Source organism: Micromonospora sp. NPDC000663 (assembly GCF_042898105.1).
Lineage (GTDB): Bacteria > Actinomycetota > Actinomycetes > Mycobacteriales > Micromonosporaceae > Micromonospora.
The window spans coordinates 165,894-179,866 of sequence record NZ_JBIAYR010000008.1 but is presented as its reverse complement, the minus strand read 5'-3'; the positions used below and the strand labels follow the sequence as shown (position 1 = coordinate 179,866).

Annotated in this window: 13 protein-coding genes; 9 read left to right on the top strand and 4 right to left on the bottom strand. The window is 72.8% G+C overall.

Going from position 1 to position 13,973, the window contains the following annotated elements; translation table 11 throughout:
• Positions 1-35 precede the first annotated feature (35 nt).
• The gene (locus ACFY1S_RS24035; RefSeq protein WP_387122056.1) at positions 36-698 is read right to left on the bottom strand and encodes a response regulator; all 663 of its coding nucleotides are present in this window, start codon (positions 696-698) and stop codon (positions 36-38) included.
• Complete coding sequence (locus tag ACFY1S_RS24030) at positions 695-1,927, bottom strand: sensor histidine kinase (RefSeq protein ID WP_387122053.1); 1,233 nt, start codon at positions 1,925-1,927, stop codon at positions 695-697. Before ACFY1S_RS24030 ends, ACFY1S_RS24035 begins: the two co-directional genes overlap by 4 nt.
• A gap of 154 nt (positions 1,928-2,081) precedes the next feature.
• Here ACFY1S_RS24030 and fabG point away from each other — a divergent pair, with 154 nt between their 5' ends.
• The 4 genes from fabG to ACFY1S_RS24010 all read left to right on the top strand — a co-directional run bounded on the left by fabG (position 2,082) and on the right by ACFY1S_RS24010 (position 5,505).
• Positions 2,082-2,786, top strand: a complete 705-nt coding sequence (fabG, locus tag ACFY1S_RS24025) for a 3-oxoacyl-ACP reductase FabG (protein WP_387122050.1) — start codon at positions 2,082-2,084, stop codon at positions 2,784-2,786.
• A 28-nt stretch (positions 2,787-2,814) separates the two neighbouring features.
• Entirely contained in the window at positions 2,815-3,582 is a 768-nt protein-coding gene (gene fabI / locus ACFY1S_RS24020; RefSeq protein ID WP_364362790.1) for an enoyl-ACP reductase FabI, read from the top strand.
• A gap of 98 nt (positions 3,583-3,680) precedes the next feature.
• The gene (locus ACFY1S_RS24015; RefSeq protein WP_387122047.1) at positions 3,681-4,733 is read left to right on the top strand and encodes a ferrochelatase; all 1,053 of its coding nucleotides are present in this window, start codon (positions 3,681-3,683) and stop codon (positions 4,731-4,733) included.
• Positions 4,726-5,505: an HAD-IIA family hydrolase gene (locus ACFY1S_RS24010; RefSeq protein WP_139587782.1), complete on the top strand. Its 780-nt coding sequence runs from the start codon at positions 4,726-4,728 to the stop codon at positions 5,503-5,505. The genes ACFY1S_RS24015 and ACFY1S_RS24010 overlap by 8 nt, the downstream gene beginning before the upstream one ends.
• Before the next feature lie 25 nt (positions 5,506-5,530).
• Here ACFY1S_RS24010 and ACFY1S_RS24005 read toward each other — a convergent pair whose 3' ends face one another.
• Positions 5,531-6,325 carry a hypothetical protein gene (locus ACFY1S_RS24005; RefSeq protein ID WP_387122042.1) on the bottom strand — a complete coding sequence of 265 codons (795 nt, stop codon included), beginning with the start codon at positions 6,323-6,325 and terminating at the stop codon, positions 5,531-5,533.
• Between the two features lie 441 nt (positions 6,326-6,766).
• Here ACFY1S_RS24005 and ACFY1S_RS24000 point away from each other — a divergent pair, with 441 nt between their 5' ends.
• The gene (locus ACFY1S_RS24000) at positions 6,767-7,579 is read left to right on the top strand and encodes a DUF3097 domain-containing protein (RefSeq protein ID WP_387122039.1); all 813 of its coding nucleotides are present in this window, start codon (positions 6,767-6,769) and stop codon (positions 7,577-7,579) included.
• Between the two features lie 47 nt (positions 7,580-7,626).
• Here the strand turns inward: ACFY1S_RS24000 and ACFY1S_RS23995 are convergent, their stop codons facing one another.
• Positions 7,627-8,943 (bottom strand): serine hydrolase domain-containing protein, encoded by a 1,317-nt coding sequence (locus ACFY1S_RS23995; protein ID WP_387122036.1) that lies wholly within the window; start codon positions 8,941-8,943, stop codon positions 7,627-7,629.
• A gap of 137 nt (positions 8,944-9,080) precedes the next feature.
• Between ACFY1S_RS23995 and ACFY1S_RS23990 the strand changes: the two genes are divergently transcribed.
• The 4 genes from ACFY1S_RS23990 (at position 9,081) to ACFY1S_RS23975 (ending at position 13,966) form a co-directional block, all read left to right on the top strand.
• A complete protein-coding gene (locus ACFY1S_RS23990) occupies positions 9,081-9,554 on the top strand; it encodes an NfeD family protein (RefSeq protein WP_387122033.1) in 474 nt (157 codons plus the stop codon).
• A 4-nt stretch (positions 9,555-9,558) separates the two neighbouring features.
• On the top strand, positions 9,559-10,665 hold the full coding sequence (locus ACFY1S_RS23985; RefSeq protein WP_387122030.1) for an SPFH domain-containing protein: 1,107 nt from the start codon (positions 9,559-9,561) through the stop codon (positions 10,663-10,665).
• Positions 10,666-10,816: 151 nt separating this feature from the next.
• A complete protein-coding gene (locus tag ACFY1S_RS23980) occupies positions 10,817-11,584 on the top strand; it encodes a hypothetical protein (RefSeq protein ID WP_387122027.1) in 768 nt (255 codons plus the stop codon).
• Positions 11,585-11,770: 186 nt separating this feature from the next.
• Positions 11,771-13,966 (top strand): transglycosylase domain-containing protein, encoded by a 2,196-nt coding sequence (locus ACFY1S_RS23975; RefSeq protein ID WP_387122025.1) that lies wholly within the window; start codon positions 11,771-11,773, stop codon positions 13,964-13,966.
• Positions 13,967-13,973: the final 7 nt, after the last annotated feature.

The window sequence follows — 13,973 nt, the reverse complement described above, 5'->3', positions numbered from 1 at the left end:
TCCCGCGGAGCCGTTCCCGCGCTGGCTCCACGGGACTACTCGCCGGCGGCGACCAGACCCGTCTCGTACGCCAGCACCACGGCCTGGGCCCGGTCGCGCAGCCCCAGCTTGGCCAGGATCCGCCCGACGTGTGTCTTCACCGTCTGCTCGGCCACCACCAGGTCGCCGGCGATCTCGGCATTGTTGCGACCCCGGGCGATCAACCGCAGCACCTCGGTCTCGCGCGGCGTGAGCCCGGCCAGGTCGGTGGGGCGGGGTCGGTGACGGTCCGGGCGGGCCGCGAACTCGGCGATCAGTCGTCGGGTGACCGCCGGGGCGAGCAGCGCGTCCCCGGCCGCCACCACCCGCACGGCGTGCACCAGGTCGGCCGCCGGGGCGTCCTTGAGCAGGAAGCCGCTCGCCCCGGCGCGCAGCGCCTCGTACACGTAGTCGTCCAGGTCGAAGGTGGTGAGGATGAGCACCCGGGGGTGCTGCGCCGACCGGTCGCCGAGCAGCCTGCGGGTGGCCTCCAGCCCGTCCATGACAGGCATCCGCACGTCCATCAGCACGACGTCCGGGTCGAGCCGGCGGGTGGCGGCGACGGCCTGCGCGCCGTCGGCCGCGTCGCCCACCACCAGCAGGTCCGGCTGGGCCGCGAGAAGCGCGCCGAAGCCCTGCCGCACCATCGCCTGGTCATCGGCGATCAGCACCTTGATCACGCGTCCCCGCCCTCCGCGTCGTACGGTAGTTCGGCCGTCACCGCGTAACCCCCGTCGGGCAGCGGCCCGGCGGTGAACGTACCGCCCAACGAGGCCGCCCGCTCCCGCATGCCGGTCAGCCCGTGCCCGGTACCCGCCTCGGCGTCCGGCCCGACCCCGTCGGTCGGCGCGTTCCGCACCCGTACCGTCAGCGTGGACCGGCCGGCGTCGACGGTGACCCGCACCGCGGCCCCTGGCGCGTGCCGGGCCGCGTTGGCCAGGCCCTCCTGGGCGATGCGGTACGCGGCCAGCCCGACCGGCGCGGGCACCCGCCCGTCGTCGAGCGGCCCGGCGTCCAGGGTCACCGCCAGCCCGGCCCGGCGGGCCGCGTCCACCATGGCCCCCAGGTCGGCGAGGTCGGGCTGTGGTGCGGTCTGCGGACCTGTCGACTCGCTGCGCAACACCCCCAGCAGGCGCCGCATGTCGGTAAGCGCATCCCTGGCCGAGTCGGCGATGGCGGCGAACTCCGCCGCCGCCGGAGCCGGCACGTCGGTGAGCCGGTACGGGGCGGTCTCCGCCTGCACGGCGATCAGCGACATGTGGTGGGCCACCACGTCGTGCAGCTCGCGGGCGATCCTGGTGCGTTCCTCGAGCACCGCGCGGCGTTCCTGTTCCCGCTCGCTCACCTCGGTCTGCGCGGCAAGCGCCCGCCGGGACAGCCGGTTGCGCCGGATCAGGTCGCCGCCGATCGCCGACGCGCCGAGCAGCGCCAGCACGGCCGCCCGGTTGTCGGGGTGCACGAGGGTGAACACCGGCACCGTGCTGATCGCCACCACCCAGGCCAGCACCGGCCGGTCGACACGCGCGACGACCCCCGCGAGCACCGCCACCGAGCCGAGCGCCAGCGGCGGGGTCCACGGCCACGGCTGGTCGGCCGGCGCGTTGAACGTGCACACCAGCAGGGCCAGCACCGTCAGCCGCCAGGCCAGCAGCGGACGCCGGGGCAGCGCCAGCAGCGGTGCCACGGTCATCGCCGCGAACAGCACAGCGACAGGCGTCGGCAGGCCCCAGTCGCTCTCCACCGTCACCGTGATCCAGAAGAGACCGAGGGCGGCGAGCAGGCCGACCGGGCCGGCATGGCGGGCCAGCCCGGGCCAGCGGGCCAGCAGCGGCCGTTCCACCGGGGCGTCCGGGCCCAGCAGGGTCTGCCGCAGAGCCCGCAGGGCCACGGCGATCGGTTGCCGGTTCACCACCGGGAGGGTACGGGCCGACCCCCGGTCAGGGCGTGCCACCAGGGGTTGATCCCGGTGTCGTACCCCGGTGTGACACGACTCCCGTTAGCGCTTACCTGCCGGTAACGCCTAGGCTCGCCTGCGACTGAGATCAGCTGAGCAAGGGGGAACAGTGGCCCGTACCGTGCTGGTGACCGGGGGCAACCGGGGAATCGGCCTGGCCATCGCACAGGCCTTCGCCAAGCAGGGCGACCGGGTGGCGATCACCCACCGCAGCGGCGACGCGCCGGAAGGGCTGTTCGGCGTACGGGCCGACGTCACCGACGCGACCTCGATCGACGCCGCGTTCACCGCCGTGGAAGCCGAGTTGGGCCCGGTCGAGGTGCTTGTCGCCAACGCCGGCATGACCGACGACACGCTGCTGCTGCGGATGACCGAGGAGCAGTTCACAGGTGTCGTGGACACCAACCTCACAGGCGCGTTCCGGGTCGCCAAGCGGGCCTCGGGCAAGATGCTGCGGGCCAAGTGGGGTCGCATGATCTTCATCTCCTCGGTGGTCGGCCTGTCCGGCGGAGCCGGCCAGGTCAACTACGCCGCCAGCAAGGCCGGCCTGGTCGGCGTGGCCCGTTCGATCACCCGGGAGTTGGGCAGCCGCAACATCACCGCGAACGTGGTGGCGCCCGGCTTCATCGACACCGACATGACCGCAGGCCTGTCCGACGACCGCAAGGCGGAGATCCGCAAGTCGATCCCGGCCGGCCGGATGGCCAGCCCGGACGAGGTCGCCGCAGTGGTCACCTGGCTGGCCTCGGACGGCGCCGGGTACGTCTCCGGTGCTGTCATCCCGGTCGACGGCGGCCTCGGCATGGGCCACTGACCCTTTCTGACTACGGAGGAAACCCCGCATGTCCGGACTGCTCGCCGGTAAGCGACTGCTCGTCACCGGTGTCATCACCGACGCCTCGATCGCCTTCTCGGTGGCGAAGCTCGCCCAGGAGAACGGGGCGCAGGTCGTGCTCACCGGCTACGGCCGGCTCTCCCTGGTCGAGCGGATCGCCAAGCGGCTGCCCGAGCCGGCGCCGATCATCGAGGTGGACGTCACCAACACCGAGCACCTCGCCGGCCTCGCCGACCGGGTCCGCGAGCACGTCGACGGCCTCGACGGCGTCGTGCACTCGATCGGCTTCGCCCCGCAGAGCTGCCTGGGTGGCGGCTTCCTCGACGCGCCGTGGGAGGACGTGGCGACCGCCCTGCACGTCTCCACCTTCTCGTACAAGTCCCTCGCGATGGCGGCGCTGCCGCTGATGTCGCCGGGCGGCGCGGTGGTCGGCCTGACCTTCGACGCGACGAAGGCGTGGCCGGTCTACGACTGGATGGGCGTAGCAAAGGCCGGCCTGGAGTCCGCGTCCCGCTACCTGGCGATGCACCTGGGCAAGCAGGGCATCCGCAGCAACCTCGTCGCCGCCGGGCCGCTGCGCACCATCGCCGCGAAGTCGATCCCCGGCTTCGACCAGTTCGAGGACGCCTGGACCGAGCGCGCCCCGCTGGGCTGGAGCCTCACCGACCAGGAGCCCGCCGCGAAGGCCTGCCTGGCGCTGCTGTCCGACTGGTTCCCCGCCACCACCGGCGAGATCGTGCACGTCGACGGCGGCTACCACGCCATCGGCGCCTGACGTTCCCGACGACGCCCCCAGTCTCGTCCGTGTGATCCACGCGGTCCAGACCAGGGGGCGTCGCCGGGCGCTCCCGCCCGACCGGCAAGAATGACCCCATGTCGTACGACGCGGTGGTACTGGTGTCCTTCGGTGGGCCGGAGCGGCCCGAGGACGTGATGCCGTTCCTGCAGAACGTGACACGTGGCCGAGGTGTGCCGCCCGAGCGGCTGGCCGAGGTCGCCGAGCACTACCAGCACTTCGGCGGGGTGTCCCCGATCAACCAGCAGTGCCGTGACCTGCTGGCCGCCGTCCGCGCCGACTTCGCCGCGCACGGTCTCGACCTGCCCGTCTACTGGGGCAACCGCAACTGGGACCCGATGCTCGCCGACACGGTGACGCAGATGCGGGACGACGGGGTGACCCGGGCGCTGGCCTTCGTCACAAGCGCGTACGGCGGGTACTCGTCCTGCCGGCAGTACCAGGAGGACATCGCCGCCGCCCGGGCCGCGGTAGGCCCGGACGCGCCGGTGATCGAGAAACTGCGCCAGTTCTGGGACCACCCGGGCTTCGTCGAGCCGCACGTCGACGCCGTCCGGACCGCCCTGGGTCAGCTCGACCCGGCGAAGCGGGACAGCACCCGGCTGGTCTTCACCGCCCACTCCATCCCCAGCTCGATGGCCGCCAACGCCGGCCCGCACGGCGGCCGGTACGAGGCGCAGCTGCGCGAGAGCGCCAGGCTGGTCGCCGAGGCCGCCGCCCCCGACCTGCCGTACGACCTCGTCTGGCAGAGCCGCTCCGGCCCGCCGCACGTGCCGTGGCTGGAACCGGACATCAACGACCACCTGACCACCCTCGCGCAGGACGGCACCACGAGCGTGGTGGTCAGCCCGATCGGGTTCGTCTCCGACCACCTGGAGGTGGTGTGGGACCTGGACACCGAGGCGCTGGAGACCGCCAAGCAGCTCGGTCTGGACTTCGTCCGCGCCGCCACACCGGGCACCGACCCGCGCTTCGTGACAATGGTCCGTGAGCTGGTCACCGAGCGCACCGACCCGGACGGCGCGCAGCTGCGACGCCGCCTCGGCGAGCTGCCGATGTGGGACACCTGCCCCACCGTCTGCTGCGTGCCGACCCGTCGCCCGACGCCTGCTGGGAGCACCGATGCATGACCGCAAGCCCGTGCAGAGCTGGCTGACCGACATGGACGGCGTGCTGGTGCACGAGGGCCAGCCGGTGCCCGGCGCGCCGGAGTTCGTCAACCGGCTGCGCGCCTCCGGCAAGCCGTTCCTGGTGCTCACCAACAACTCGATCTACACCCCTCGGGACCTGACGGCCCGGCTCAGCCGGATGGGGCTGGACGTGCCGGAGGAGTCGATCTGGTCGTCCGCGCTGGCCACCGGGCAGTTCCTCGCCGACCAGCGGCCGGGCGGCACCGCGTACGTGATCGGCGAGGCCGGGCTGACCACGGCGCTGCACGCCGTCGGGTACGTCCTCACCGACTTCGCCCCGGACTACGTGGTCCTCGGTGAGACCCGCACCTACAGCTTCGAGGCGATCACCAAGGCGGTCCGTCTGATCAACGACGGGGCCCGGTTCATCTGCACCAATCCCGACGTGACAGGCCCGTCCGTGGAGGGCGCGCTGCCCGCCGCCGGCTCGGTCGCCGCCATGATCTCCAAGGCGACCGGGGTGGAGCCGTACTTCGTCGGCAAGCCGAACCCGATGATGATGCGCTCGGCGCTCAACACGATCAACGCGCACTCGGAGAGCACCGCGATGATCGGTGACCGGATGGACACCGACATCCTGTGTGGTCTGGAGGCCGGGTTGGAGACCATCCTGGTGCTCACCGGGATCAGCAGCCGCACCGAGGCCGAGCGCTACCCGTACCGCCCGTCCCGGATCATCAACTCGGTAGCGGACCTGCTCGACGAGGTCTGACCGGCCGCCCTCGACCGGCGGCTGGTCAGGGGCGCAGGGGAGCGTTGCAGGCGGCCACCAGGGCCTGGCGGCAGGCGGCGGTGAGTGGTCGCAGCGCCGCGTCCCGTTGCTGCGCCTCATAGTTGTTGATCGCGCCGCCGGGCGCGGAATGCCCGGCCAGCGCGAGCACCCGGTCGAGCACCGCGGCCCGGGCGAAGAGCCGACGGGCCCTCGGGTCGAACCCTGGTGGCAGATCGGTGGTGCCGTCGGGGCGGCGCAGCGCGGCCAGCGCGCCTGCCAGCTCGGGCCGCCACTGGGCGACGTCGAGGCGGGTCAGCGCGGCGGTCGTCTCGGCCAGCGCGGCGGCCAACTCGGCCTCCGCCTCGGCGGCGCCGGGCAACGAGAGTGACGCGGCGGGCGCGTTGGCCGGCAACGGGTACACCCGCCACAGGACGGTTTCGAAACAGTCCCCGGAGCCGGAGGTGTGCGAGCGGACCTCCGGGATCAACCCGAGCCCGCCGGCGACCACCGCCTCACCCGCCACCAGCGCCGCGCCGGCGAAGTCTCCGGGGCCGGGCAGCCCTCGCGGATCGCCGGGCGCGGGCAGCACCAGGCGGATCTCGTCCGGCGAGAGTTTGGCCAGGGTGGGCAACGCCGAGCCCAGCGGCACGTCGGTCCAGGTGCCGGGGGCGTCCGCGACGAGGTGTTCCTCCTCGCCGGCGATGGCGTCGGCGACCTCGTCGTACGGCACCAGCCCGGCGCGCCACGCGCGCACCCAGGCAACGAACCGGCTCGACCGGCGCGGTGCGACTGTCGCCGCGCCCGTTGCGGGGGTGGACATGCCGAAAGGGTACGTGGTCCCGGCCTGCCCTGTCTCGACTGCCGCTCGGGCCGCCCGCCCTGCCCCGAACTGCCCCCTTCGCCCGATCCGCTTGACGCCGACACGGCCCCCGCCCGCCCTGTCCCGGCCGTCCCGCCCGCCTGACTCGCCCGCCCGCCCGCCCGCCTGCCTCGCCCGCCCGCCTGCCTCGCCCGCCTGCCCGGCGCGGCCCGCCTGCCCGGCGCGGCCCGCCTGCCCGGCGCGGCCCGCCTGCCCGGCGCGGCCGCCTGCCGGCTCGGCCCCGCCGTGCCCGACCCGCCGGCATGGGGTAGGGCGCCGTGGCGGGCGCAAACCGCCGGTCGTGGCCACCTCGCCGCAGCGTCGCAGCGCCATGATCGACGGGCGTGGGTGGGGGCGTGTCGGTGGTGGGGCGCCGGTGGTCGGCGGGCTAGCGTCTCGGGCATGGCGGGGCGATACGGCGAGGACGTGTTGGCGGGGGACTGGCGGCGGCGCAGGGTCACCCCCGAGGTGGACGCCGAACCGGATCTCGTGGTGGAGGACGCCGACTCCGGGTTCTGCGGTGCCGTGGTCGGCTTCGAGGCCGGTGCCGTGATCCTGGAGGACCGGCACGGCAAGCGGCGCAACTTCCCGCTGCTGCCGGCGGCGTTCCTGCTCGACGGCAGCCCGGTCACCCTGCGCCGCCCTGCGCGCGCGCCGGTGCCGGCGGCCCGCCGACGTACCGCGTCCGGTTCGGTTGCCGTGGACAACGTCCGCGCCCAGGTCGCCAAGGCCAGCCGGATCTGGGTGGAGGGCATCCACGACGCCGCGCTCGTCGAGCGGATCTGGGGCGACGACCTGCGGATCGAGGGCGTCGTCGTGGAACCGCTGGACGGCATCGACGCCCTCGACGCCGACGTCCGCGACTTCGGTCCCGCACCGACCCGGCGACTGGGCGTCCTCGTCGACCACCTGGTGCCCGGCAGCAAGGAGAGCCGCATCGTGGCCCGGGTCACCTCGCCGTACGTGCTGGTGACGGGTCATCCCTATGTGGACGTCTGGCAGGCGGTCAAGCCGGCGGCTCTGGGTATCGCGGCGTGGCCGGTGGTGCCGCCGGGGCGGCCGTGGAAGGAAGGCGTGTGCGCGGCCCTCGGGGTGGCCGAGCCGGCCGACATGTGGCGGCACATCCTGTCCCGCGTGAACAGCTTCGCCGACGTGGAGACCCCCCTGATCAACGCCATGGAACGCCTCATCGACTTCGTCACCGAGCCGGCCTGACCGTCGCGCCGGCACGACGCGAACAGGGGCCGGGATGTGGCGGCCTCTCAGGGGATCTCGTCGGGGCTGCGGGTGAAGACGAAGGTCGCGATGTCGAGGACGACCGCCCCGCCGGCGTCGTCGCGTACCACCGTCAGGATCTCGCCGTTCTCCGGCCCGGAGTGGCACCGCCAGCGGTCCGGTCCCTCCTGCGCGAACCGACTGACCCGCTCACCGCGCACGTGCGCGACCAGCTCCGCCGTCGTCACGTCCCAGCTCAGGTCCAGCGTGGTGCCCATCCACCACCAGCGGCCGGTCAGCTCGGCCGGCTCGGCGGGCGGCGCGGTGCTGGCGGGCCGCCACGGTGGCGGGAGCGCCGGCTCGGCGTCCAGGACGAGGGTGAGCAGGTCCCGTCCGAGGGTGCCGATGTGGCCGCGGCGGAAGCCGTACGAGTTGGCGAACGCGACGACAGCGGTGCGGGTGGGCCGGTGTACGGCGAGGGAGGCGACGTAGCCGGGCATCGAGCCGCCGTGCCCGACGTACACCCGTTCCCCATCGCGGTAGAGCTCCAGCCCCAGGCCGTGCCCGCCGGTCCAGGAGTCGAGGTCGCTGATCACGACGGGGGAGCACATCTCGGTGAGTGTGCCGGGGGCCAGCACGGACGGGTCGGGGTCGGCGAGGAAGGCGGCCCACCGGCCGAGGTCCTCGATCGTCGACCAGAGCTGCCCGGCCGGTGCCATCGCGCCGGTGTCGGTACGCGGCTCCTCGCGCAGGGTGTCGTGCCAGGGGTGCACCACGTAGCCCCGGGCGAACGGCTCGGTGGCCGCGTACGTGGTGCGGTGAAGGCCCAGCGGGGTGAGGATCCGCTCGTCGAGCAGGTCGATCCAGGGTGTCCCGGTGAGCCGTTCGAGCACTCCGCCGAGCAGCCCGTACGCCAGGTTGGAGTAGTGGTACGCGGCGTGCGGCGGGTAGGCGATCTTGTCGGCGGTGACGCCGGCGAGCAGGGTGTCGAGGTCGGTGCCCTCGGTCCGCTCCCACCACTCGCCCTCGGGCTCGCGCTGCATGCCGCTGGCGTGGCCGAGGAGTTGGCGCAGGGTGAGCGTGCCGACGCCGGTGCCCGGCAGGTGGGCTTCCAGCGGGTCGTCGACGGTGAGCCGGCCGGCGTCGCGCAGTTGCATGATCAGGGTCGCGGTCATCGTCTTGCTGATCGAGCCGATCCGGTACTGGAGGTCGAGGCCCGGACGGGGGTGGTCGCCGGCGGTAGCGAGGTGTGCCAGCGTGCCGTCGCGGACCACGCCCACGACCAGCGAGGGGGTGTGCCCGTCGGCCTGCGCCTGGGCGACCCGGGTGTCGATCGTGCGGATGGTCTCGGGCAGCAGGCTCAAGGGGGTCTCCTCGGTCGGCGGGTCCGGTGCGGCGATCGGTGTGCTGGACGCGACGGCGGCCGGCCGGCGGTCGCTCCGCCGAGCCTACTGATCATCACGGGTGGGCTGCTCGTGCATTAACGTGTCACCCTTGCGGTGTGGACGCCGTGGTGTGGATCGTTTTGGGTGTGGTGCTGGCGGTCGCCGAGATCTTCACGACGACCCTCTTTCTGATCATGTTTGGGGTCGGTGCGTTCGCCGCCGCGGGCGCTGCCGCCCTGGGCGCGCCGGTGGCCGTGCAGGCGCTCGTCTTCGCGGTGGTGTCGGCGCTGAGCCTGGTGTTCGTCCGACCGGTCATCCGGCGGCACAGCCGGTCCGCACTGGAGAGCGGCGAGCAGCCGTTCGGCGTGGAGGCGATCGAGGGCTCCACGGCCCTGGTGCTGGAACGGGTGGACGCCGAGCACGGCCTGGTCAAGATTGACGGGGAGCTGTGGACCGCCCGGTCGTACGACACGACGCAGACCTTCGAGCCCGGTCAACGGGTTCGGGTGATAAAGGTCCGGGGCGCGACAGCCCTGGTGTGGCAGGACGATGTTTCTTCCGCCGGCGAGCTGCCGGAAGCGAGAGGGTGAACGGATGACGGTCATCGGAGTGCTGATCATCGCGGTGGCGTTGATCGCCGTGATTACGCTGGCCAAGGCGGTGCGGATCGTGCCGCAGCAGCGCCAGGACGTGGTGGAACGGCTCGGAAAGTACAAGCGCACCCTCAGCCCTGGCCTCAACCTGCTGGTGCCGTTCATCGACGCGGTGCGTACCAAGGTCGACATGCGCGAGCAGGTGGTCAGCTTCCCGCCGCAGCCGGTTATCACCTCGGACAACCTGGTGGTCTCGATCGACACCGTTCTCTACTTCAAGGTGGTCGACTCGGTCCGGGCCACGTACGAGATCTCCAGCTTCCTGCAGGCCATCGAGCAGTTGACCGTCACCACCCTGCGTAACGTGATCGGCTCGCTGGATCTGGAGCGGGCGCTCACCAGCCGGGACGAGATCAACAGGCACCTGTCCGGCGTGCTGGACGAGACGACCGGCCGCTGGGGCATCAAGGTGACCCGGGTGGAGATCAAGGCGATCGAGCCGCCGGCCAGCATCCGCGACTCGATGGAGAAGCAGATGCGCGCCGAGCGGGACCGTCGCGCGGCGATCCTCACCGCCGAGGGGCACAAGCAGTCGCAGATCCTCACGGCCGAGGGTGAGAAGCAGTCCGCGGTGCTGCGGGCCGACGGTGACCGGCAGGCCCGGATCCTGCAGGCCGAGGGCCAGGCGAAGGCGATCCGGACGGTCTTCGACGCGATCCACCAGGCGAACCCGAGCCAGAAGGTGCTCGCCTACCAGTACCTCCAGGCGCTTCCGCAGATCGCCCAGGGCAGCGCCAACAAGGTCTGGATCGTCCCGGCCGAGCTGACCAAGGCCCTGGAGGGGATGGGTGGCGCCCTCGGTGGGCTGAGCCAGATGGTGGGGGATGTTCCCGCGCCGGAGGCGGCCGACCACGCGAGCCAGGTGGAGCGCGAGGCCGCGGAGGCCGCCCAGGCCGCGGCCGACGCCGCCCAGCAGATCCACGACGAGGTACGCGTCGCCGAGGCGCAGGCCACCGGCGGCAACAAGCCGCAGGGGCTGCCCGCGCCGGAGCCGGTCTCGCCGGACAGCCTGGTCAACGACCCGGCCGACCAGCGCGAGCGCGGCTGATCAGTATCCCCGGCCGCCACGGCGGCTAAATACGAGAAATGCTCATGGGGCGCTCCGACGCCTGCCACGATCGGTCCTAGGACGGGTGGTGACCAGGCAATCGGGGCGCCCCGGCGCGTCTCGCACCGCTCGCGGACGAGCGAGGTGACGCATGAAGGATCCGGCGGATCGGATGTGGTCCTCTGCCCCCGTGCCCGGCGCGCACGACCCGGTCGCCCCGCTGGGTTCCCGACGCAGCGGCGGCGGATTCGGCGTCCTGCCGTTCGTCGGTGAGCCGACCCCGGCAGGCCCGGCCACGAACGCCAGTTGGGCCTGGTCGATACGCCGGTTCGCGCGGGCCGCGGTGTGGCTGCTGCCCGCGTACGCCATCCTCTACGGCGCGGTGGCGATGGCCAGCGACGGAGGGGTGGGCAACGACCCCTATCCGGCCGACGGCCGGGCCGCGTACCTGATCGGCTGGGTGGCCGCGGTCTGGCTCGGCCTGCTCGCGCTCCTGGCGCTCACCGGGCTGCTGGCCGCGACCCGCAGCCGCCGGGTGGCCGCCGCCGGGCTGCTGGTGAGCATCGCCGGCACGGTACTGATGCTGCCGTTCGCCGGGCTCGCCGAGCAGACGCCGGTCTTCGGCACCACCGCGCGTTCGCTGGTGCTGCTCGGCGCGACCTTCTACAGCGCCGGCTGGTTCCTGACCGGGTGGGCGGTGGCGCGTTCCGGCGCGTTCAGCCTCGGTGACGGCGTCATGCTGATCATCGCCGCGCCGCTGCTCGGCCTCGGGGGCGCGCTGATCGGCTCGTTGCAGACCTTCGGCGCGATCTTCGTCCTGGTCGCCGGCATCGGCATCGGCTACCGCTCCGGCCGCCTGATGCCCCGCGAGACGGCACGCGACGCCGCCTCCGCCAGCCTCACCACCCCAACCCCCTGACCCACCGGCGCCCAACCCTTTGCGGTGATCATGAGGTTGACGGGCGATTCCGTGATCAAAGCTCCGGCCAACCCCATGATCACCGGGGTGCGGGGGTGAGAGTTGGCTGGTGGGGAGCCGTGAAGTTGGTGACAGTCGTGCCGCGGGGGTGGTCGGTTGGTGTTTTATGTGGCAATCCTGGGTTGCATGGCCGCCCTCCGCTCGCCGCTGTCGCGGCTGTTCACCGTGCTGCTCGCCGGCCTTCTGGCCGGGTTGGTCCTGGCAGTCGCCGCACTGCCGGGCAACCTGCTGCTCGGGTTCGCCGCGCGCTCGGCGCTCGGGTCGTACGCCGCGTTGCCCGACTCGCTGCGCACCCCGGCCACCCCGCAGCGGTCGTACCTCTACGCCAACGACGGCAAGACGCTGATCACCACCTTCTACGACGTGAACCGCACCGACGTCGCGCTGGACGACATCGCCCCGGTCATGCGCCAGGCCATCGTGGCGGCCGAGGACCGGCGCTTCTACGACCACGGCGGCGCTGACCTGCGCGGCCTCGCCCGGGCGCTGGTGGCCAACGTCAAGGGCGGCGGCACCGAGCAGGGTGGCTCGACGCTCACCATGCAGTACGTCCGCAACGTCCTCAAGACCGACCCCGGCCGCACCGCCGAGGAGCGGGCCGCCGCGACCGACCCCACAATCGGGCGCAAGATCCAGGAGATCCGGTACGCGGGCGCGCTGGAGAAGAGCCTCGGCAAGGACGAGATCCTCCACAGGTACCTGAACATCGCCTACTTCGGCTCCGGCGCGTACGGGATCGCGGCGGCCAGCCAGCGCTACTTCGGCAAGGCCCCGGCGCGGTTGACCCTCGCCGAGTCGGCGCTGCTCGCCGGCCTGGTGCAGTCGCCTGACGCGTACAGCCCCATCGACGGCGACAGGGACGCGGCGCTCGCCCGCCGGTCGTACGTGCTGGACTCGATGGTCGCGACCGGGGCGGTCACCGCCGCCCAGGCCACGCAGGCGAAGGCGGAGCCGCTGACCCTGCGTCCCACCGCTCAGCCCAACGGCTGCACCGCCGTGGCCGAGGGCCACGACGACTGGGGTTACTTCTGCGACTACCTGCGGCGCTGGTGGCTGACGCAGCCGGCGTTCGGGGCCACCGTGGCCGAGCGGGAGCAGGCCCTGCGCTCGGGCGGCTACACAGTGGTCACCTCCCTGGACCCGAAGGTCCAGGCCACCGCCCAGCAGCAGGCCACGAAGGTCTACGGGTACGGCAACAAGCGCGCCCTGCCGATCGCCGCCGTGCAACCGGGCACCGGTCGGGTGCTGGCGATGGCCGTCAACAGGCACTACAGCCTCGCGGACAACCCGGCCGGCCAGGCGAACTACCGGAACACCGTCAACCCGCTGATCTCCGGCGGGGCCAGCGTCGACGGGTACCAGGCGGGGTCGACGTTCAAGCTGTTCACGATGCTCGCCGCGCTGGAGTCGGACCGTACGCTCTCCACCGGCTTCGACGCGCCCGCCAAGCTGCCGACCCGGTACCCGGCCGAGGGGCCGGGCAGTTGTGACGGCCGCTGGTGCCCGGCCAACGCCAACCCGGACTGGATGGACGGGTACCGGATGATGTGGGACGGCTTCGGCCGCTCGGTGAACACCTACTTCGTCTGGCTGGCCGAGCAGGTGGGCCAGGACAAGGTGGTCGAGATGGCCCAGCGGCTCGGCATCACGTTCCGCGCCGACTCGGACGCCGCGTTCGCCAAGGACAACGCCGCGAACTGGGGTTCGTTCACCCTCGGCGTGGCGGCCACCACCCCGCTGGACCTGGCCAACGCGTACGCCACGGTGGCCGCCGAGGGCACCTACTGCACGCCGCTGCCTGTGGTCTCGGTGACCGCCGCCGACGGCGAGAAGGTGCCGGTGGGGGAGCCGTCCTGCAAGCGGGTCCTGGACGCCGACGTGGCCCGCGCCGCGACCGACGCCGCCAGGTGCCCGGTGGGGCAGCAGTCGCCGTACGGGCAGTGCAACGGTGGCACCGCCACAGGTGTCGACGACATCCTGGACGGCCGACCGGTGGCCGGCAAGACGGGCAGCTCGGAGCAGAACTCCACCGAGACGTTCGTCGGCTTCACCCCGCAGGTCGCGGTGGCCGGCATCGCCGCCAACCCGGACGACCCGGCCGACTCGGTGGGTTCCGCGGTGCAGTCGAAGGTGATCGACGCGGTCGCCCGGGTCATCGCCACAGCCGTGAAGGGTCAGCCGGAGAAGGCGTTCGCCGCGCCCAGCCGTGAGTTGGCCGGTGAGCCCCGCCGCCCTGTCGAACGGGCCCCCGTGGTGCCGGACCGCCAGCCCACCCAGGACCCGCGCAGCGCCCTCCAGCGCTGGCTGGACCGCCGCGGCTGACCCCGGC